General features: G+C 64.2%; 25 protein-coding genes. All 25 read right to left on the bottom strand.

What is annotated here, in order from left to right:
• Nucleotides 1–3: 3 nt before the first annotated feature.
• The 25 genes from EKK97_RS14120 to EKK97_RS14000 all read right to left on the bottom strand — a co-directional run bounded on the left by EKK97_RS14120 (nucleotide 4) and on the right by EKK97_RS14000 (nucleotide 17,170).
• Nucleotides 4–1,134, bottom strand: coding sequence for a hypothetical protein (locus tag EKK97_RS14120; protein ID WP_159552802.1), 1,131 nt, complete (start codon nucleotides 1,132–1,134; stop codon nucleotides 4–6).
• Nucleotides 1,134–1,784, bottom strand: coding sequence for a baseplate wedge 1 family protein (locus EKK97_RS14115; protein WP_159552800.1), 651 nt, complete (start codon nucleotides 1,782–1,784; stop codon nucleotides 1,134–1,136). The genes EKK97_RS14120 and EKK97_RS14115 overlap by 1 nt, the downstream gene beginning before the upstream one ends.
• The gene (locus tag EKK97_RS14110) at nucleotides 1,781–2,980 is read right to left on the bottom strand and encodes a baseplate J/gp47 family protein (RefSeq protein ID WP_159552798.1); all 1,200 of its coding nucleotides are present in this window, start codon (nucleotides 2,978–2,980) and stop codon (nucleotides 1,781–1,783) included. Before EKK97_RS14110 ends, EKK97_RS14115 begins: the two co-directional genes overlap by 4 nt.
• A complete protein-coding gene (locus EKK97_RS14105; protein ID WP_159552796.1) occupies nucleotides 2,980–3,336 on the bottom strand; it encodes a contractile injection system sheath initiator in 357 nt (118 codons plus the stop codon). Before EKK97_RS14105 ends, EKK97_RS14110 begins: the two co-directional genes overlap by 1 nt.
• A complete protein-coding gene (locus EKK97_RS14100) occupies nucleotides 3,333–3,980 on the bottom strand; it encodes a Gp138 family membrane-puncturing spike protein (protein ID WP_201296894.1) in 648 nt (215 codons plus the stop codon). Before EKK97_RS14100 ends, EKK97_RS14105 begins: the two co-directional genes overlap by 4 nt.
• A complete protein-coding gene (locus tag EKK97_RS14095) occupies nucleotides 3,973–4,266 on the bottom strand; it encodes a phage baseplate plug family protein (protein ID WP_159552794.1) in 294 nt (97 codons plus the stop codon). Before EKK97_RS14095 ends, EKK97_RS14100 begins: the two co-directional genes overlap by 8 nt.
• Nucleotides 4,263–4,583, bottom strand: coding sequence for a phage baseplate protein (locus EKK97_RS14090; protein WP_159552792.1), 321 nt, complete (start codon nucleotides 4,581–4,583; stop codon nucleotides 4,263–4,265). The genes EKK97_RS14095 and EKK97_RS14090 overlap by 4 nt, the downstream gene beginning before the upstream one ends.
• Nucleotides 4,584–4,609: 26 nt before the next feature.
• Nucleotides 4,610–4,942, bottom strand: a complete 333-nt coding sequence (locus EKK97_RS14085; protein ID WP_159552790.1) for a phage baseplate protein — start codon at nucleotides 4,940–4,942, stop codon at nucleotides 4,610–4,612.
• Between the two features lie 3 nt (nucleotides 4,943–4,945).
• Nucleotides 4,946–5,869, bottom strand: a complete 924-nt coding sequence (locus tag EKK97_RS14080) for a baseplate hub protein (RefSeq protein ID WP_159552788.1) — start codon at nucleotides 5,867–5,869, stop codon at nucleotides 4,946–4,948.
• The gene (locus EKK97_RS14075; protein WP_159552786.1) at nucleotides 5,866–6,024 is read right to left on the bottom strand and encodes a hypothetical protein; all 159 of its coding nucleotides are present in this window, start codon (nucleotides 6,022–6,024) and stop codon (nucleotides 5,866–5,868) included. The genes EKK97_RS14080 and EKK97_RS14075 overlap by 4 nt, the downstream gene beginning before the upstream one ends.
• Nucleotides 6,024–7,370 carry a transglycosylase SLT domain-containing protein gene (locus EKK97_RS14070; RefSeq protein ID WP_159552784.1) on the bottom strand — a complete coding sequence of 449 codons (1,347 nt, stop codon included), beginning with the start codon at nucleotides 7,368–7,370 and terminating at the stop codon, nucleotides 6,024–6,026. Before EKK97_RS14070 ends, EKK97_RS14075 begins: the two co-directional genes overlap by 1 nt.
• Nucleotides 7,371–7,553: 183 nt before the next feature.
• Nucleotides 7,554–7,931 (bottom strand): hypothetical protein, encoded by a 378-nt coding sequence (locus EKK97_RS14065; protein ID WP_159552782.1) that lies wholly within the window; start codon nucleotides 7,929–7,931, stop codon nucleotides 7,554–7,556.
• Nucleotides 7,931–8,335: a hypothetical protein gene (locus tag EKK97_RS14060; RefSeq protein WP_159552780.1), complete on the bottom strand. Its 405-nt coding sequence runs from the start codon at nucleotides 8,333–8,335 to the stop codon at nucleotides 7,931–7,933. The genes EKK97_RS14065 and EKK97_RS14060 overlap by 1 nt, the downstream gene beginning before the upstream one ends.
• Nucleotides 8,336–8,339: 4 nt before the next feature.
• Nucleotides 8,340–9,515, bottom strand: a complete 1,176-nt coding sequence (locus tag EKK97_RS14055; protein ID WP_159552778.1) for a DUF3383 family protein — start codon at nucleotides 9,513–9,515, stop codon at nucleotides 8,340–8,342.
• A gap of 77 nt (nucleotides 9,516–9,592) precedes the next feature.
• Nucleotides 9,593–10,135, bottom strand: a complete 543-nt coding sequence (locus EKK97_RS14050) for a phage neck terminator protein (protein WP_159552776.1) — start codon at nucleotides 10,133–10,135, stop codon at nucleotides 9,593–9,595.
• Complete coding sequence (locus EKK97_RS14045) at nucleotides 10,132–10,536, bottom strand: hypothetical protein (RefSeq protein WP_159552774.1); 405 nt, start codon at nucleotides 10,534–10,536, stop codon at nucleotides 10,132–10,134. The genes EKK97_RS14050 and EKK97_RS14045 overlap by 4 nt, the downstream gene beginning before the upstream one ends.
• Nucleotides 10,533–11,132, bottom strand: coding sequence for a hypothetical protein (locus tag EKK97_RS14040; protein WP_159552772.1), 600 nt, complete (start codon nucleotides 11,130–11,132; stop codon nucleotides 10,533–10,535). The genes EKK97_RS14045 and EKK97_RS14040 overlap by 4 nt, the downstream gene beginning before the upstream one ends.
• Before the next feature lie 2 nt (nucleotides 11,133–11,134).
• Nucleotides 11,135–11,551, bottom strand: a complete 417-nt coding sequence (locus EKK97_RS14035) for a DUF4054 domain-containing protein (RefSeq protein WP_159552770.1) — start codon at nucleotides 11,549–11,551, stop codon at nucleotides 11,135–11,137.
• A complete protein-coding gene (locus EKK97_RS14030) occupies nucleotides 11,551–11,691 on the bottom strand; it encodes a hypothetical protein (RefSeq protein WP_159552768.1) in 141 nt (46 codons plus the stop codon). The genes EKK97_RS14035 and EKK97_RS14030 overlap by 1 nt, the downstream gene beginning before the upstream one ends.
• A 16-nt stretch (nucleotides 11,692–11,707) precedes the next feature.
• Nucleotides 11,708–12,109, bottom strand: a complete 402-nt coding sequence (locus EKK97_RS14025) for a hypothetical protein (RefSeq protein WP_159552766.1) — start codon at nucleotides 12,107–12,109, stop codon at nucleotides 11,708–11,710.
• 2 nt (nucleotides 12,110–12,111) lie between these two features.
• The gene (locus EKK97_RS14020) at nucleotides 12,112–13,044 is read right to left on the bottom strand and encodes a DUF2184 domain-containing protein (RefSeq protein WP_159552764.1); all 933 of its coding nucleotides are present in this window, start codon (nucleotides 13,042–13,044) and stop codon (nucleotides 12,112–12,114) included.
• Between the two features lie 11 nt (nucleotides 13,045–13,055).
• Nucleotides 13,056–13,574 carry a structural cement protein Gp24 gene (locus EKK97_RS14015; RefSeq protein WP_159552762.1) on the bottom strand — a complete coding sequence of 173 codons (519 nt, stop codon included), beginning with the start codon at nucleotides 13,572–13,574 and terminating at the stop codon, nucleotides 13,056–13,058.
• Nucleotides 13,574–14,761, bottom strand: coding sequence for a DUF2213 domain-containing protein (locus tag EKK97_RS14010; RefSeq protein WP_159552760.1), 1,188 nt, complete (start codon nucleotides 14,759–14,761; stop codon nucleotides 13,574–13,576). Before EKK97_RS14010 ends, EKK97_RS14015 begins: the two co-directional genes overlap by 1 nt.
• Complete coding sequence (locus tag EKK97_RS14005; protein WP_159552758.1) at nucleotides 14,758–15,624, bottom strand: phage head morphogenesis protein; 867 nt, start codon at nucleotides 15,622–15,624, stop codon at nucleotides 14,758–14,760. Before EKK97_RS14005 ends, EKK97_RS14010 begins: the two co-directional genes overlap by 4 nt.
• Nucleotides 15,593–17,170 (bottom strand): DUF1073 domain-containing protein, encoded by a 1,578-nt coding sequence (locus tag EKK97_RS14000; RefSeq protein WP_201296893.1) that lies wholly within the window; start codon nucleotides 17,168–17,170, stop codon nucleotides 15,593–15,595. Before EKK97_RS14000 ends, EKK97_RS14005 begins: the two co-directional genes overlap by 32 nt.

Below are 17,170 nucleotides of genomic sequence, written 5' to 3'. Positions count from 1 at the left end.
CCTTTAAACGTTGGGCTTCCAGCGGGACTCGATCCTACCGACTGGACGGTAGTTACGGGTGTTACCTTGTTGCACTGGACCAGCGACAATCAACGTCATCTCTTCGGCATTGCCACCTTCGGTTGAGCCAATCTGTGGATTGGTTAATACGAAGAGATAGTTATCGTCTGATGCTGACGCGATAGACCATTCCTGCCGGATTTCCTGGCCGCTCAAGATGGCAACTGGCAGTTGTGCATTGAGCGCAGGGGTAGCATACATACCCCCTAGAGAGTTATTACGCTGAACTTGAAATTGAGATGGAATTACATGTGAGACCATCCTGCCGCTGGCGCACCTGTAAATCCTTCCTCTGGAGTTTTGTGACCACGAGGGCTCAGGTAGCCGCATCAGGCGCCATCGCCCGCTCCCTTCATGCACGAAGGTCAATTGCTCATGCAGCGCGGCTCTGTGCCCTAGTGCGTCGTTGGCATCCGGGTAGGCCTGGTATGTATAGAGCGTACTGGCCCCGTCCTGTCGAGCATTGAGTGTCAGATCTAGTCCGGCCCCACTGGCCGCATGCAGGAACTGAACGTAGTTGCCGAGGGCATTGGCTGTGCCGCCAGTGTTAGCAATCGAACGAGGGATATACAGCGTGATCTTCCAGCCGATCGGGCAGGCGCTGCCGAAGCCGGTTATTTCATGATTGGATGCACCATGCCCTTGCAACACGAGGAATCGGCCGCGAGCCTCCGTTAGCTCGATGGTTCCGTCATTGATTTCTGTGACAGAAACTTGACCTGGCGTATTAAGTGCAGTTGCATCGCGCGGGATCCAATTATCGCCACTATCAAGGGCTGGGTCGTTTCCCGTATTTTGACTTGAGATTGATTTGTAATAGATCCCGTCGCTTCCTCGGGCTTGACCTCCGATCCCGTAGATCGCCTCGGCATGCCAGTCCATCACGCCGTAGCGCTCGATCTGCTGCATGGCGGCATCGACACGGTTATGCCACCAGTTCTCCCACTTGGCCTCAGGAAGCTGGCCTTGAGCGCCACCCACCCAGCCACTGGCGAAGGTGCCGGCAGGCGGTTTTTCGAACTGGTCGGGATCGGGGTTATTGGCCCACTCTTCATTGAACGGCTCACGTGCCATCAGTTCGGCTCCTTATACGGCGCTACGCCGTAGTTGCGCGCGTTGAACGTGCCGGCATAGCCAAACGCCGGGACTGTCTTTTCCACGCGGGTGATCTTGACGCCCTGGGGGCGGGGGATGAGGTCGAAGTTCTCGATGAGCATGCGGATCGTCGGGCTGATATCGCCCTCGACCCACACGGTCTGAACGGTCATGTCCTGCCCGTCGATGACCGTCGAGTTCTCACCGAGGATGAAATCGACGGCGGTTTTCACGTCGTCGATAGTGGTCTCGGTGTTGTTTCGGAAAATCTTGGCTTTAATGATCAGCCGGAACAGCCAGTCCGGGGCAGGGATCGAGGCGGGATCCTCGGTCGGCGACTTGTAGGGGCCGACACCGTAGTTCACCGCGCCTGGCGTGCCGGCGTAGCCAAAGAACGCCACGTCATCGGATAGGATGGTGGGCCGCTGGTCGATGCCGGCGATGCGCCCACAGATGTCGAGCTGGTCGCCGACTGCGTTGTCGAGGTTGATCAGGTTCACGACCTGGTCGGCGGCGGTGGTGATCTGCTCCTCGGCGATCTCCGGAAAGTGCGCGATCCACGCCCGGAACTTCTGCCCGTTGCGGTACTGCCAGACGATCCGATCCAGGGCCTTGTCGGTCAGGCTCATGTGACGTACTCCACCTCGATGTTGGCGACGTCGAACACGGCGAGCTGGTTGAAGTCGATCGGCACCACGGCGCCGGTGGGATCGGGGTCCGTGCCGACTGTGATCGACTCGGTCGCGCCCTGGTCGCCGACGATGTTGTTCACCGGGGTGTAAAGCTTGCCGGCGGCGACGCGCTCGCCGATGCGGAAGCCACGCTTCGTAAAGCCTTCGCCGGGAATGAAGCCCTCGAGCGAGAAATCCACGATGGCCTGCTTGATCGTCTCCTTCGTGGCCTCGCTCATTTCCGTGGTGTTGATCGTGACTACGTCATAGATACTGATGAGCTCAGGGCGGAAGAAGGTGATGTTGACCGGGTTGCCCAGCGGGGTGGTGGTGTCCTCGCTGATGGTGTTCGGAAACCCCGAATATCGGTTCATGCCGCAGCCGGGGTTCTTATTCGCGGCAATGGCCTCTAGAATCGCCTCCACCTCTCCGCCCTGAACGAAAACCGCGATGCTGTGCGGCGCCAGGCCGTTGCTGTCTGTAGTCGGCTCAGGATTCTCATAGACTCGAACCTGAGTCACGCCGTCGACGTTGCTGACGGCGGCGAAGATGTTATCCACCTGGTTGCGGCCGGGTAGGGCGACAGAGCGGTTACGGCGTAGGCGGAATTGGTTGTCACTCTCCTCGTCGCGCCCGATGGCTGCAGCCTCGTCGTTCGTCACCGACTGCCAGCCGGCTACGGGGTCGGCGATCTCGGTCAGCGTTCCGATAGCGGCCGTCAGCGCGCCGCGCTCGGTGGCAGTGGCGTTGGCTGTGGTGGGGCCGTCGATCTCGACGTCCTCATCAAGCGCCCACGTCGTGCCGGTGTCACTGTTTCTCACCCGGGAGCCTGCCTGGATGACCGTGCCGTCCACACCGGTGATGACCACAGTAGCGGTGGAGAACGTCGCGTCCTGACGCTCCAGGCCGGCATAGGCGGCAATGTCGTTGAGTGCCTGGCCGGTTGCCGTGGCCGGGTCACGGCTCATGTAGGCGTACTGGACCTGCTCATCTAGCAGCGCCAGGGTCTCGGACCAGATGCTGATGGCCTGTCCGTCCGGCGATTCCGGCTCAATGTTCCAGTCGGGGTCGATGGCCTCGTAGCGCGCCTGGATCTCGGCGAGGTACTCCTGCAGCGTGGTCCCGGTGATGCCGTCGGCGGTGATCTCAGCCATTACAGGAAGCCCTCATCAAACAGGATACGGATCGATTCGTGGTTCACGTCGAGCACGGTGGCATCCACGGTGATGCGCCGGCTGGCGGCGTCGGTGGTGAACGAGAACGAGGTGATTGACACCACGCCGGGGGCGGTCAGGATGCGTTGCTTCAGCGTGAGCTCGGCGAGATCCTGCGGGGCCTTGCCGAGGATGGACTGAAACCACGCAGTGCCCTCGGTGACGTCCAGCCAGAACTCGCCGAAGAACAGCCGCAGGCGGTGGTAGATACCCGCGGCCGTGGCTTCCTTGCCTGTCAGGAAGGGCTCTCCCCGCGTCGCCATGTCGCCGTTGTCTCGGTTCCACTCGCGGATCATTTCGGCCCTCCGGTGTCCTGCTGGCTATCGCCCGCGCTGTCGTCGCCCTGCGGGTGCGAGTGCGTGTCGCCGACGTTGGTGCCGTTGTGGGTCAGGGACTCGCCATTGATGGCCACCCCCGAACCATCGACGGTGATCGTCGATCCGCCGGCCTTGATGACGATGGCACCGGCGGTCAGGTGGATGCGCGTGGTGCCGCCGTAGTCCGACAGACCGCAACCCTCGTTGACGAAGCCGGGAATGGAGCCAGGGTTCGAGCGATAGCCCGGGGCAAAGAAGGCGTCCTCGGCGGCGAACATGCGAAAGTCGGCCGGGGTGGCCGGGCCGCCCTGCGACAGCCAGGTATCGACTGCTCGCTGCGAGAAGTGGATGTATCCCTCGGTGCCGGGGGTGATCTCGTGCCAGGCATACCATTGGTCGTTGCCGGCGAACTGTACCGGCACGTTGGAGATGACAGGCAGGGTGACTGGCTGACCCTCGACGACGCGACGGATGCCACACTGCACCTGAGCGCGCTGCAGCTCGGGATCGAACGCCACCACGCGCCCCGGCATGCCCACCATCAATTGACGCAATAAGCCGTTGAACGCTTCGCCCAACATGTGCGAGAGCGGGTTCTGGCCGGCTTCCCGGGGATCAATCATCGGCCGGCTCCTCGTAGATCAGCCGATTGCGGCGGCCGAGGTTGTCGAGCGTCGGCTGTCGGCCTTCCAGCATCAGCGTGCCGAGGCCGGTATTGAGCCCGGCCAGCAGGTTGATGCCCGGGTGCAGGCCGCGACCCAGGGTGATGGGGTCGCCGCCCTCGAGGATGTCGATGGCATAGAAGCCGTACTGGTGCAGCCAGCGCAGGCGCAGCGTAATGACGCGCTCTGACAGCGTGACGGTCATGCGCTGATAGGCGCCTTGCTCGAGCGGGATCTCGTATCTCATGGCAGCCGCTCCACGCTGACGCGCCCACGGTCTCGAACCGATGACGCCATGGCGGCGGCCGGGTCGTTCGGGGCGACGATGCCCTGCTGACGCAGGGAGCTGTACAGGATGTTGAGCTGCTCCATCTCGACCACCAGCTCCAGACCGCCCTCATTGCGCGGGTTGGTGGTGCGCCGGGTGTTGGTGATCAGCACGTTCTGGTAGCTGGCCTTCTGCGTGACGACGGTGATGACCTCTCGGCTGCTCTGCAGGGCGCGTATCTCCTCAAGGACAGAAGCGGAGCGGGAGAGCGCCTGGCCTACGGTATTGGTCGCCACCGATGCGCCAAGGCCGACCGCGGCGGCTACCCCAGGGGCAGGGGGCTGATAGCCCGGCCCACGCCGATGCCTACTCCCGCCCGGAGGATGCCGGCCGGAAGGTTGAGGTTGTTGAGTCGCTCCAGCGCATCGCCCTGGGTGGCCTGCGCGGTAGCCGAGCGCACTGGATTGTCCGAGAGCGCCACGAACATGGTGATGCGCGCGTTGCGGTTTACGGCATGGTCATTGCCTTCGAAGCCGGTCTCGACCGGGTAGCGCGTCACGTCCGTCTGCAGCTCGTCGGATTCCTCGAGCGTGGCGTCGAAAAAAATCCCGCCGATGCTTGGGCGGGATCTGGTGAAGATGCCAGTGATGGCCATGGCTCACTCCGGGTCGCCGGGCCGCCTCACGCTGGGCTCCCGAGGGTTGAAGCACTCGATGACCGTGGACCAGTCGTCGCCGTAGAAGTCGCCTGAGTGCACCACGCTGCGCGCCACGTAGCGGCCGACGCCGATGGTGCCCTGGTAGGTCAGCACGCGGCTGGCAAAGGCCAGGTCGCCGGTGGCGTTCTCGACGATGACCTCGTCCAGTGGCTTTAGCGTGGCGTCCATCAGTACGCGCACGTCTAGGCCGCGCTCGTGGATCTGTGGCGAGCCGATCATGCCGGTCTCGGCGCTGTAGCGGTGCTGAACGTCGCGCATGGAGTCGTCGTTGGAGATGACGAGCTCGTCGTTCTCGATATGCCAGGTGAAGCGGAAGGTCTGGCCCAGGCGGCGCAGGAACGACCGCGCCGTCTGCGAGATCGTCATGCCACCCTGGGTCCGCCCGAGATCACCCATATCACCGACATAGGTAGTGGGGATGCCCATCTGCCTGGCCGCGGCCTCGATCAGCTCTCGCACCGGTGTGTTCGGCCCAAACGACTGATTGAGGAAAGCGAAGTCGTAGGGCCGTCCACCTGCCGTGCAGAGCAGGGTGATGAAGCTGTCCGGTCCGTCCCGCCCGATGCCGACGTTGTAGACGGTGCCGCTGAAGATCTCTCCGTGGCGATCGGCAAACCCGGCCGTCAGCCGTACCCGGTCGTAGCGGGTGTACGCCTTCATGCGGCTGGCGTAGCTCAGGCCGTAGACGGTGATCTCGGCCAGGCTCTGGTAGCCGGTGATGTTGTGCACCACGCGAAAGCGGATCTGGGCGGGCTGGCTGGCAACGCCACCCGAGAACCGACCCGGGTCGAAGCCGTCCAGCAGCAGCGTCTCGCCCTCGTCGCCGATCTCGAGGCGGTAGACGCGGCCGAACAGTTGGCTCATGCGTAGGGCTCCTGCCAGTCGCGGGCGGCCTGCGAGGCGTGTTGCGCCAGGACGCGGTTCACTTCCTCGCCGATCTCGCGCGCATTGGTGCCGGTGATGTACCAGTTATGCGTCTGGCTGTTGCCTTGGTACTGTTCGGGGAACTGGTCGCGCATCAGGCGCAGGTTTCCCTCACGCAGCTCCGACCGGTTGCCCGGGGGATCAGTTCGTCCGGACTGGGCTGGTAGGCCAGTTCGTCGGGCATGAGGTCGCCATGCGGCATGCGGCGAAGCTCGTCCAGCACCTTGGGCACATACTGCAGCGTTTCATCAGGGGCGTGGTGGCGCCAATCGTCGCCGTGCTGCATGACATTGCCCGGCCCCCAGTTATAGGCGGCGAGCGCCTTCTCCATGTCGCCATCGAATTGATGGAGCAGGGCGGAGAGGTATTCCTCGGCAAAGCGTCGATGCTCCGCCTCGCTGTCGTTGCGCAGCGGGGCCACGCCGAAGCCGGGAGACATGCCGGTCGCCGGCATGATCTGGTAACGGCCGAGCGCACCGGCAGGGCTCTGGGTCAGGTTTCCGCTGGCGTCCCGGTGCCTGCCGCCAGACTCCACCCGGGCCAGGGCTTCCATCACTTCGGGGGAGACCGTGGACGAGGTATCCCGGCCCCGCGGCAGCAGCTTGGGGGCATCATCGCTGCGGATCAGCATGCGAATGAAGTTCGCAATACGCCCTGTGGAGTCGGTTTCCTCGCCGCCGAAGCGCTCCCGGAACTGCTCGACCGACTCCCCTTCCTCTCTGGAGACCATGCGCGTCATCAGCTGGGTGGCGTCGATCAGGCGCGGGATGGTGCGCAAGCTGATCTCGTCGGTCAGCCCTTTGAACGCGCGGCGCAGACGCAGTGTCTCGTCGTTCAGTTCAGCAGAGAGCTCAGCATGGCGGCGAGTCATGGGCGCCAGTTGCTCTGCCTCGGCCATGTAGTCACGGATGGCCTGGGAGCCGCCGGCAAGCAGGGTCATTTCTGCCTGTGAGCCGAGCCCCAGGGCATTGAGCACGTTCTGGCGCGCCATTGGGCTCATGCCGGCCGTGGCGTCGGCAATGCGCTCCAGGGCGTCCGCCATGCTGGTGGCTTCAAGCACGGCGGACGGGTCGAATCCCCAGCGCGCCGCTTCCTCGAGTGCGGCCGTGTCGCCCATGCGAATACCGGCCATGAGGTCGGTCAGGCTCTGGATGGTGCGGAAGGCATCCGTGGCATTGCCACCGCTGCGCTGCAGGGCGTGGCCGAGGCCGTCGACGAGCTCGACGGAGACGCCGAGGTTATCGGCAAACTTGCCCACGACATCGTTTGCACGGGCAAAGCCGTAGGTCATCTGGTGCGCGGTGGCCACGCCACCGACGGTTGCACCCAACTTGAGGGCCGCCGAGCGCAGGTTGTTGAACAAGCCCTCTGCCTGGCGGAACGACCGAGCATCGGTTTCAAGGCCCAGCTCCACGAGCAGGCTGTCGATCTTCTCAGACATTCCGCGACTCCTCGGCATGCTGCTTGATGTCGTCCATCACCTGATGCATCTGCTGGACGTCTTCGATCGTGAGTGTGCCGTCGAGCATCTGCGACCACTGGGAGAGGGGCGGGACCAGCCCGGGGATGCCCAGGCAGGGGCGCCACAGGTACCAAGGTACGCCGGGCTTGGCTTCCTGCGTCTCTACGGCTTCGCGGCCTGCTCGGCGCCGGCGTTTTTCTGGCCGCGAAGCGCGTAAAAACCCGCCAGGTTCTCGCGGGCCGCCAGCCCGATCAGCAGGGCGTAGTTGGCTGGATCGTCACGGAAGAGGTTGCCCGCCACTGGTGCGTCGTCTTCCGCCCGCTTGATTTTCTCCTTGACCAGCAGCGACTCCAACCGCTGCAAGTCAGGCCAGTCCAGCGCCAAGAGGGAGAGCACCAACGCCTGGTCGGAAACACCTTCCTGCATGCCCACCAGCAGCCGGGAGTTGGCGGCGATGTGCAGCGCCTGGAACTGGTCCCGGGCGCTGGCCGTCTCGCCGACGTACTCGACGCCGGCTACCTCGATCTCGAAACGGGCCATCAGGTCTCCTCGCTGTCGGCGAACTCGAAGATGAATGTTTCGTCCGAGACGTTGGTCTTGCCGGCGCGGCCCATGGAGCCGCGGGTGATCAGCACGCCATCGAACATGGCCACCACCTCGGCGGTACCGGTCTGGCGAAATGTGGCCGTTGCATCGACGCCGGACTTCTCGGCGGCGAGGATCTGGCGCACCTCGTCGGAGCCCGGTAGCAGGCTGATGGTCAGCCGCTTGGGCCGGGTCTGGTTGTCGATGCGGTTGGACGTACCGCCGATGCCGCGCTTGAGTGTCGAGCGCTGCTCGATGTCCTCAATGGTGATAGCCGGATCGGTGTCGCCGAATTCCTCAATGGGGATGCCGAACACGGTAAGGTTCGCGCCGTCGGCGCCGTAGCGGTGCATGGCCATGCGGTTACTCCACAGTCACGTTGATGGTGGCGGCGTGGCCGGCCCGGGCCAGGATGGCCAGGATCGACGTCTCGGGGTACTGGCGCGCGCGCTTCTGCGCCTGGGTGAGGCCAAACACGTCCTCGGGCTGGCCGAAGTTGACGAAGCCGTACTCGGCGATCTTCTCCTGCCCGTCCACAGGGTCGGTGTAGGATGCCTCGCCCAGCACCCCGTTGTTGTAGAACTGCTTGCAGGTCTGGCTCAGGGTGTCGAGCAGGCCGGCATAGCCGCGGGGCGTCAGGCCGCGCTTGGTCGGTGTGCCGGTGATGTAGTTGTAGCCGTCCACCTGCAGGTAGTTCTTGAGCACGTCCAGGTTCACCACGTCATCGATGAACTCGCCGAAGCTGGACATCGACTTGGAGTTGATGACGCGGCTGTTGTCGATCTGCCCCTTGAGCTCCACGGCGGTGAAGAACACGACGCTCTTTTCCTTGAGCGCGTTGTAGGCGGTGGTGTTGAGCTGGTCGCGCGCGCCGACGACACCGGGCAGCACCTGATACTCGGCGGTGATCGCCGTGCGGTCGCCCAGCGGCCGGAACTTCTGGAAGCTGGCGGCGAGCTGCACCATGGCGTACTGCTGGCTTGGGTTGCTGTCGATGATGGATTGCGGCACGTAGCCGACCATCATGTGGCGGTTGCCCTGGGCCTGCAGCACGCTGGCAAGATCCGTGTCGCTCTGCGGGTCGATCACGGCATTGCCAGTCAGGGTGATCGGTACCGGGTGCTCTGTCGCATCAGACCAGTCGGAGAGCTGAATGGCCGTGGCCTCGTCCTCGTAGACGTCAGCCGGCACGAAGTACCAGTAGCGCCAGGCTTCGTTGTCGGCCTTGTTCAGGGTCTGAATGATGGTGTCGCCCTCGACCTCATCGTCATCCCACATCCACACGCTGATCTGCAGCGGCTTCGGGATGTTGGCAAACCAGCGCGTGGCCATGAGGTAGACGGGGGAGTTCTCGGCGAAATGCTCGCCCACTTCGTCTACGCCGGCATAGTCGCGGTAGGTGTCGACATCGAAGGTCACGCCGTCGAGAAGGTCGGCCTGGCGGGCGATGATGAAGCCGGTGGCGAAGTTGGCATAACCGATGCCCGCCGGCGTGAGCAGCAGATTGACGTTGAGGATATTGTCGACGGGATACGCCATGGTTCAGCTCCTGGGTTCGACAGGCAAAGAAAAGCCCAGCGCGGTGGCTGGGCTTCGTGGTTGGGGTAGGGCGTGGGTTACGGGGGCGAGAGCACGTTGCCGTTCTCGTCTTCGATCTGGACGTTGAAGCCGGCGGCTCTCAGCACGGTGTCGGTGATGCTGATCTCGACGAACATGTGCACGTCCACCTGATGGCGGCTCTGGATCTCGGCCGACTCCAGCCCCGTCAGGTTGCGCACCGGCCCGATCTCCCGGCACGAGATGCCGTTGTGGTAGAGATACTCGCCGATGGGCTGCCGGAAGTAGCAGTCGAGCATGCGCGTCGCCGCGTTCTTCGATCCGTCGTTGAAGAAATTCAGACTGAGCAGCAGCTCGAGGTTCGAGATCGTGACCTCTTCGAAGTCGGTCCACTCGAAGTCCGGCACCGGCTCCACCGCAGGGACTTCGTTGCGCAGGCGACGAGGGTGGCCGTAGGCGCGAACCGGCATCGGGTTGTAGGTGGCGTAGAGTCCAGAGGGACGGTCGCCGCCCTGGTTGGCCAGGATGGCCAGCGGCACGCCTGACGCATCCCGCACGAGCTTGGCGAAGACACCGTTCAGCTCATCGATGCTCTCGATCATGTCCTCACCCGCTCGACGATGGCGTGGCAGTAAGTGTGCCACGGCCGGTTGTCTGCCTGCACCACCTTCCAGGTACGCACGGCAAGCCCGTCCGAGAACTCCAGCCGGTCGGCTGCTCGCCCGTCGTCTTCGGGGTAGAGCATGGTGCCGTCGTTGATCCAGAGCTCACGTAGGTCGCGCGGATTGGCCGTGCCGCCGATGCCGATCATCATCTCGACCGTCTTCTTGCTGGCTGGCTGGATGCTGACGTTCGACAAGGTGCGGGGCGGCTGCTGGGTGGGCGGCACCCAGATGCCGTCATCGTCGTAGTAGCCGTCCGACTCGGAGCCGAGCAGGGTCACGCCGCCCTCGGGGCGGGACGCGAACATCGGATCGACGAAGCCGTACATGTCGAGGCTCATGACAGCTCCTTCGGGTTCTTGATGACCCAGGTGATGGCCTGGCGAAGATGCCCATCGCGGATGAGCGGCTTGCTCGAGCCTTTCTGACGCACTGTCGAATCTGCGTTCGGCGGGCCAATCCCTGCCGAGATGGCTTCCTGGCTCACCGATGCCGCCTTGGCGCCGATCTGGTCCAGTGCCTGCTCAATGGTCAGCTCGCCTCGGGCCACCTTGGGCATGATCTGCCGGAAGGCCTTGGCGAACTCCTTCTGGTTGGCCCGCAGCGGCACGCGCAGGAATGAGCGCTCAGGGATGGTGATCTTGTGGGGCCCAGTCTCGCCCAGCACCATGAAGCCCTGGCCATCCTTGAGGAAGCGCACCTTGCCGTCTTCGGCTTCCTGCCGATTGCGGTAGCCGTACTTGGTGCCGCCCGGGTGGTTGATGGTGCCGCCGAACTCGTTGATGGCCCCGATCACCACCAGGGGAGTGCCATCCTCGCTGTTGCCCGAACCCTCGGGCAGGCCGACATAGACCCGTTTCTGGTCGGTCAGGCGCTGCTGGATCTCGCGCAGCCGGCGGGAGACACCCTGGCCGCCACGGATGCGAGACTTGATCATGGCTACACCATAACCCCGCCCATGGCCGCCCGCTGCCGCAGGCGGATGAACTCCAGGCCGTAGATTGTGGTGAGCAGGTCCCCGTAGCGCTCCTGCTCAGCCGCAGAAGGTGTCGGCACCGCGAAGGATGCCGACTCGCCGCCGATGGACTTCGAGGCCAGCCGGGCAGGCGCCGCCGGCGTGCCGCCGTTGGCGACGGCAATGTCTGCCGCCTTGGCCAGCACCAGGCGGTGGGCAGCAAAGGCGAACATGCCGCGCTTCTTGATGCCGCGCGCGCCGTATTCGCCCCAGCGCTTGCCGGTCTCGTCGTCGGCCTCTTCCAGGTAGCGGGTGACCGTGGCGTCAGGCCAGTCGTCGGCGTCGGCAAAGCCGGGGTAGTAGGCGCGGAAGGCGCTCACGATGTCGGGAGTGATGTCCATCAGAACGGTCCTTCAATCTTGATCGCCCAGCGCGGCACCCAAGGGCGCCGGCCCAGTCTCGTCTGGATCAACCACAGGGGCAGCAGCATCAGCGCCGCCTTTCGCCTCACTGAGATCTTCATGGTGAGCTGCTTTGCCATGGCTGCCGCCCCTTGGTTATTCCTCGCCGCCTTCCGCCTCGGCCTTGGCCTTGGCTTCCTCGTAGGCCTTCATGCCGCCACCGGTCAGGGTGCCGTCCTCACGCACCTGGTTCTTGGCGGGCTGGAAGGTCACGCCGTCACTGGCCTGGACAGTGAAGACACCATCCTCGCCGGTGACATCCTCGACGGTGATCGGATCATCACCCGAACCACCTTCCGGCGCCTTGGGCTCGGCCTTGGCCTTGCCGCCCTCGAACTTCAGCCAGCCAGCCTTGACCATCGGATGCTTCGAGAAGTCGCGCTTCACCTCCGCGCTGCGCCCTGGCTCGATGTGTACCAGCTTGTGCTTCTCCTTGGGAGAGTCGGCGTCATCGTAGACGCCGACACGAGAGGAGTGCTGATTTGTGAGCTTGCCCATGGTTACACCCCGTCTGCGTATTGGCCGGCCTTCGGGATGCGCCATTCGGTACCACCGGTGCGCACGAGAGCCGGAACCTTGAAATTCACGTTATCGGCGGTCGCCGGCGCGAGGAAGCGGATCGGCATGACGTCGTGGCCTTTCACGACGCGCAGGTCGCGCTTGTAGGTCACCATCCGATCAACGCCACCGGCGCCCGCACCCTTGAGCAGGATGTCGTCCACGAAGGTCATGTCCGGGAAGTTCTTCTTGAGGAACTCCAGCAGGGTGACATTGGAGGCGTTGTCGGTGGACAACAGGGTGCGCATCAGCAGCTGGTACTGCTCCGGAGGCAGGGCAAAGGTGTTCGGACGATGCACCGTGTTGGTGTTGGTCAGATACACCTTATTGTACTCGCCGCCGAAGAAGTCGAGGATCGGCTGGGCGCCGTTAGTGGGAATGTCAGCCACCAGCGAGGCCAGCGTCCCGGCTGCGCTATCGGTCGGCACGCCACCGGAGGTATACAGGCCCTCGCCGATGCCCTCGCGGCCTAGCAGGTAGATGCGGTTCAGGTCCTGCTCGACCACGTCGCGGGTAGCCTGGGCTTTCTCGCCGTCGAGGTTGACGTTGTTCAGCATGGCGAAACCCAACTCCTCGATGGAGTAGGTGTAGCCAAGCGCCGCGGTCTTCACCTCGTGGAAGCCTTGCGAGGCCGCGATGTCCACTGTCGGGATGTCGGTGGAGTTCGGGCCGAAGACCTTGAGTTGGCCGCGTGCGTCGAGCGCACGGAACATCACCACCTTGGTCCAGTCGGGAGCCGAGCTGTCCAGGGGCACCAGGTCGGTGTACTTGAACTGCGGGTACTCCAGGCGGTAGACCTCGGCCTCGATGTGCGCGGCCTGCTGCTGCAGGAACGACAGCGCAGCGGCCGGGTTCGTATCGAATGTCGCTTTCATGCTATCGCTCCTTAAGCGGTGGTCAGGATGCCGTCGATCTGGATCTCGCCGATTTCGCCGTCAACGACGTCGTCGATCCAGCGGACCTGGTTGAGTTCGATGGTGTTGGTGCTGTCGGCCGCCCCGCGCAGCTGGCCCAGCTCTTCGCCGCCCGCGGTGTTGATCACCACGTGCACGGTGTCGCCAGCGGAAGCGCCGCCCAGACAGGTGGCGTACATGCGACCGTCGCGGATGACGGAAGCGACATGGCCTTCCTGATAGCCGGTCTCGTAGTTGTCCGGGTTGGCCGGGGGCGTGTTGCTGAACTCGGCCAGGGAGCGCACGGCAAAGCCGATCACATCGCCAGCGGTGGACGCGCCGGTTACCGGGGCACAGGAACGTGTGCCAGTGCCGCGTACGGCGGCACGGCCGAACTGGAGCAGGCCATCCTCGACGGTGCGCGACACGACATCGCTGACGTCGATGGTGGAGACCTGGCCGTCATAACCGCGGCCCCGGAAGGTGTTGAAGTCAGACTGTGCGATCGCCATTACGCGGTCTCCTTCTTGCCGTAGCGCTTGTCGAGAAACGCCTGGTAGTTGGCATCACGGGTCGCCTGAGCATCCCCGGTCTTGGTCTTGCTCTTGGCCATGTCGTCGGCGAAGCGGCGGTGGGAATCGGAGGTGCGCTTCTCGTGCTCCTCTTCCTCCTCGTCCTCGGCTTCCTTCTTCTCGACGGCCATGTCGATTGCAGCGACCACGTAAGCCTCGGGTGCCTTGTCCCAACTCTCATAGCGCTTGCAGGGGGCTTTAGCCGAGTCGAGGGCGGAGCGGTAAATCACAACCGGGACCACGGAGTCGCAGGTGAACTCATCACCAGCGACCTTGCGGGCGGAGTCCATGGCGGAGATAACTTCAGTCACGCGGGCTGAGATGGCATCGTCAGACGCCTTCTTCTTCAGCTCCTCGTTCTCTTCGTCGGCAGCATCGGCCTTGGCCTCGGCCTTCTGCTTCGCCTCCTCGGCGTCCTGAACGGCTTTCTGTGAGTCGGCGACCTGCTTGCGGAGGCCGTCCAGCGTGGACTGGATCAGGGTCTGGGTTTGCTCGTCGGCAACCTCCACCTTGACGCCATTGTCCAGAGTTACCTTGTGAGTCATGACAGCCTCCTGGGCTGGCTTGTGGTCGAACAGACGAGCCTCTCGGCCCGCTCGGGCGTGATCGCACAGGGCGATATGGTTCACGGCGATGCCGCGTTGGATGAACTCGTAGGGCGTCCCGTCGGGCGTGACGCCGGGTTGGTGCACGTACTCGGCGAGGTAGCCGGCGGAGAGCTCGACGGTGCCCGCGTCGATGGCCTTAATCGCCTCCTGGTCCTTGATCAGAAGATCCACCACCACCCAATCGCCTTCCTGGCGGCCGGCGGAGATGGCATGGCCAACCGACACTCCCTGCCACGTCACAGCCGTGACCAGGTCGTCAGGGTGCTGGACCGTGATGTCGGAATTGTCGTAGGTGGAAAGCGAGTCTGGTGCGAACACGCTTTCAGGCGGCCGGTAGACGTTGACGATCTCGTTCGGGCCGCGGTCGGTCAGCTCGAGCTCGCTGGCCAGGTACTGCTGGACGTTGCCGGCGCGCGCGACACGGCCGGGTACGCGCAGATAGCCCTCGTCCGTCACGACACGGGCGGACCCCGGCGCCAGGGGAATGCCGGCCCGGTCCTTCAGCAGGATCTTGGTCATCGCTTCCTCTCGGGCAGCTCGAATTCAAAGACAGGGGATCGGGTACAGCGGCAGTTCGGCCGCTTGGCGTTGCCGGGCTGGCCCTCGGGCGGTTCGTAGCCCACCGGATAGACGCCTGGGCCAAAGCCGATGTCTCGCCGGGCGGCGAGGCGGTGGTCTGTGCCCACGCGCTCATCCTTCGACGTGACCCAGCGCCAATACTGTATGCCGGCCTGCTTCTGCCGGCGCTCCGTCACCTGGCCGCTGATCTTGGCCAATTGGTCGCGGGCGATGAACCGGGCCCGGCGGTCGGCCACACCGGTCTGCTGCTGGATCTGACGCATGATGCTGGTGATCGATTCGCCGTCCATCGCGCCCTGGAGCACGACGGTGCGCAGGCCCTTCAACAGCTCCTCGGGCACCGACTTGATCAAGCCGACGTTTTGGGCAATCGCGGCGTTGAGATACTCGGCCATGCCGCGCTCACTGAGCACGGCCCGGTAGTCCACACCGATGGCGCGCCTCACCGACTGGATGAAGGCGCCGGTCGTCTCGTCGTTGGCCTGCATGACCACGGCGGTGGCCAGGCGGCGAACCTGTGCGGCGAAGGAGGCGCTGGTGTATTCCTCGGCCAGGCGGTCAAGCTCGGAGGCGACACGCTCGCTCCACTGGTCGCGGGTGAGAATGGCATCCTGTGTGTAGTCCGAGCCCTTCAGGATCGGCAGCACGCTCTCCTGCACCTGTCGGGTGATGCGCCGGACCAGCGCCCGCAGCTGGGCCCGGTACCGGCGCTCGACGTCGTCAGGGTGGGGGATGGGCTGCGCCGGCCGTCGGCGGCGACTGGCGGCTTCCTCATTCGCTGCCGTCAGGGCTTCCAGTGACATTGCCTTCCTCCGGCAGCGCTACGCCTTCCCTCACCTCGGACACAATGTCCTCGGCCTGATCGATAGAGAGCGGGAAGGACGCGGCGATCAGCTTGGCGGCAGTGCCGCGCGTGATCTGGCCCTCACGAACCCGGGCGACGATCTCCAGCATGGCCGTGACTTGGGCGCCGTTGAGTGACTCGTCCGGGTCGGCGCTTGCAGCTGCACCGGCAGCGTCGGGTAGATCGAAGTCAAGATCGAGGTCAGGCTCATTGGCCCCGATGGGCTCGCGCTCAAGGGCGGCCTGCGCCTCGATCTCTTCATCGCTGATGGCATAGACGCCCTGGCTCTGCAGCTTGCGCATGATCTGCGAGCGGCGAACCACGCCCTGCTGCAGGCGCACGTCGTCGGCATTGGCGAAGCCCAGCTCCTGCTGTGCCAGCTCGGTGTCACTGGGTTGGCTGAGTGGGTTGAACTCGAACTCGCAATCATCGGGCATGTTGCCCAGAGCAGAGCGGATCAGCACTTCGTCGATGCGCTCGAGGAAGGGTCGGTAGTCGGCCTCTTGCCGGCCGCCGATCGCTGAGTAGTAGTTGCGGCTGTCACCCTCGCCAGAATCGCCGATGCCCTTTGACTGAACGCCGAACAGGCGCGTCATCGGGATCTCGGCGGCACCGGAGACCCACTCCATGAGCGAGCGCAGCACCTCACCCAGCCCGCCGAAGCTGGCCGGGTGGCGATGGTATTCCTCGCTGCTGTCGAGCAGCCCCAGGCGGAACAGGCTCTTCATCATGCCGAACAGGCGGTAGCGCTCTGCCACCTGTCCATCCATGTCGCCGGAGCCCAGCGCTTCGGCCAGGCCTTCCTTCTGGATGATATCGACGTTGGCTTCCTGGATGAGCGAGGCAATGCCGCCTTTGGCCGCGACTGCATCCTTGATGTCTTCCATGCAGCGGCGCAGCTGGCTGTCATCCCAGCCGCCGTTGATCATGCGAATGCGAAGGGGCAGCTTGGCGCCCGGGGCACGCACGAAATGTGAGTGGTGGATCTCCTGCACGCCGCCGGCGACACGGTAGACCTCGGGCAGCATGTAGTTCGGGCTGAGGGGGTCGGTGACGTTGTAGCGTTGACCGGCGAGCAGCATGCGGTCGAGCACCATCAAGCGCTTGAGCGAGCCTTTCTTGATCTTGGTGACGTCCAGCGGTGCATCGAGGGGCTGGTCGGTGATCATCAGCACGCCGGCGCCGCCATACAGCCCGGCCCACTTGAAGGCCTCCTGCGTCACGCCCTGCAGGTTGAGGCGCTTTTCCTCGCGCTGGATCTCCTGCGCCTCCTTGCAACTGAACGAGCGCCACTCGCGGGTGGCGTCATCCACTGGTACGTCGATCACCTGGCGGGCAATCCAGTTCTCGCTGTACGCCGCCTCGAGCTCGGCGAAGTCCTGGTAGATGCCATAGGCGAACTTCGAGAACGAGCGCATGTCGCGGTCGGTACCCATGCCGCTAACCACGTTGCGCAGTCCGTCGCGCATGAGTACGGAGCCGTCCGCCGTGAAGCGAAGGCGCAT

The organism is Billgrantia tianxiuensis (assembly GCF_009834345.1).
Classification (GTDB): domain Bacteria; phylum Pseudomonadota; class Gammaproteobacteria; order Pseudomonadales; family Halomonadaceae; genus Halomonas; species Halomonas tianxiuensis.
The sequence above is the reverse complement of the archived record's forward strand: the minus strand, read 5'-3'. Positions and strand labels throughout refer to the sequence as shown.